The sequence below is a fragment of the Microcoleus asticus IPMA8 genome (assembly GCF_013179805.1).
Taxonomy (GTDB): domain Bacteria; phylum Cyanobacteriota; class Cyanobacteriia; order Cyanobacteriales; family Microcoleaceae; genus Microcoleus; species Microcoleus asticus.
The window spans coordinates 1-2,042 of the sequence record NZ_SRRZ01000277.1 but is presented as its reverse complement, the minus strand read 5'-3'; the positions used below and the strand labels follow the sequence as shown (position 1 = coordinate 2,042).

Annotated in this window: 1 protein-coding gene and 1 CRISPR repeat array; the gene reads right to left on the bottom strand. The window is 43.1% G+C overall.

Features of this window, described 5'->3' with window-relative positions; genetic code table 11:
* Positions 1 to 395, bottom strand: a 395-nt coding sequence (locus E5S67_RS31775) for a helix-turn-helix domain-containing protein (protein ID WP_172193436.1), incomplete at its 3' end; no start/stop codon positions are given.
* Positions 396 to 530: 135 nt separating this feature from the next.
* Positions 531 to 1,961: a CRISPR direct-repeat array (repeat unit 37 nt; unit sequence GTTTCAATCCCTGATAGGGAATTAGGTTAATTGCGGC).
* Positions 1,962 to 2,042 lie beyond the last annotated feature (81 nt).

Here is a 2,042-nt window from a genome sequence, read left to right as displayed (position 1 = left end):
CATTGATGCACTGTCCGATATGCCACGGGAATGTCACAACAGCTTGTCAACCACTGATGTACTTCTTTGTAGCTACTGAACCCTTCTACTTTGTTTAACTCTTCTGATAATTTCTCTACAATTTCTGGAGTCATTATTCTGGGCCGACCCGCACGAGGTTTCTGGCATAATAATTCTTCTATTCCCCCAGTTCGGTAGCTAGACAACCATCTTTGTATTGTGGTACGATGCTTACCTAAACGCACGGCACCAGACAATACACTATCCACTGTTTTGGTTTTGAGCCAATACAGAATCAGCAGTTTTTCGTGGCGCATAGCATCTTTCTCTCGGCCCAGCAAAGTTTTCAGTTCTGCTGCGGTTTCTCGAATTACAATTTTGACAACTCCTGACATTGTTTTGACCTCTCTTTGGCTACTAAATTGCAAAATGCACTTATACTAACTGTAGCATTGTTTTATGAATTTGGTATGATAGGGAGTTAGGTTAATTGCGGCACCGACGCCCTGGACAAAGCGCAAATCATTTTTGTTTCAATCCCTGATAGGGAGTTAGGTTAATTGCGGCAATTCATTAACTACTGTATCAAGCTTTTCTAGCGAGTTTCAATCCCTGATAGGGAGTTAGGTTAATTGCGGCAAACTAAAAAAGAAATTGACGTTTCAGCGGCAAAGTTTCAATCCCTGATAGGGAGTTAGGTTAATTGCGGCGAAATAATCGCCAATCAGGCAAAGCGGGCAGGCTACCAAAATCAGTTTCAATCCCTGATAGGGAATTAGGTTAATTGCGGCCAAAGTTGGAATTGCATTGCTTAATCTTACTAAATGTTTCAATCCCTGATAGGGAATTAGGTTAATTGCGGCGAATTGCAGCTTGCTCTTGAGGATTCTCCAGCAGTTTCGTTTCAATCCCTGATAGGGAATTAGGTTAATTGCGGCATAAAGCCCTCCGAGACTTGGTTCCGGCAGCGTCTGGTTTCAATCCCTGATAGGGAATTAGGTTAATTGCGGCACCCGATTTCCTGAGCGCGGAAACTTTCAACAGCGTTTCAATCCCTGATAGGGAATTAGGTTAATTGCGGCAGGGTTGCCAGCTAGAAGCTTATCTTTGCCCCGCAGTTTCAATCCCTGATAGGGAATTAGGTTAATTGCGGCACGTATCAGCACACAGAGGCAACCAAGTACAGTGTTTCAATCCCTGATAGGGAATTAGGTTAATTGCGGCACGTGTTAGATCTTCCTTTCGACTTGATCGAAAGTTGCTCGTTTCAATCCCTGATAGGGAATTAGGTTAATTGCGGCTGATGGCTGAGTTTTTGTAAGTTAACGCCTTTTTCGTTTCAATCCCTGATAGGGAATTAGGTTAATTGCGGCCTTGTTTAAATCATCTCTGGTTCCGCATCGCAAACGGTTTCAATCCCTGATAGGGAATTAGGTTAATTGCGGCGTTAATGTCATCGTGATCCCTTCAATCGGGAGCTTAGGATAGTTTCAATCCCTGATAGGGAATTAGGTTAATTGCGGCTACAGCTTGCGGCAATAGTGTTGATATTATTATCAGTTTCAATCCCTGATAGGGAATTAGGTTAATTGCGGCTGACATCCACTCTTCTTTGTAAGTGCTTCCTGCCCCGTTTCAATCCCTGATAGGGAATTAGGTTAATTGCGGCAAGTCTAAGAAGCCTGCAAATATGCTGCGAGCCAACGTTTCAATCCCTGATAGGGAATTAGGTTAATTGCGGCGAACAAAGGCGATATTCACCCTCGGCGCGGCTTTGGTTTCAATCCCTGATAGGGAATTAGGTTAATTGCGGCAAAGTACCGTACCAATTGCTCTACCGCAGAGTCCTGAGTTTCAATCCCTGATAGGGAATTAGGTTAATTGCGGCTCTGGTAGATGAAGCAGAATCCGGTTTGATAGGCAAGTTTCAATCCCTGATAGGGAATTAGGTTAATTGCGGCTGTATCTAGGATTATTCTTCATACAATATAGTTTGTTAAGGCTGTAACTTATAAAATTCTCATATACGTAAAGACACTCAG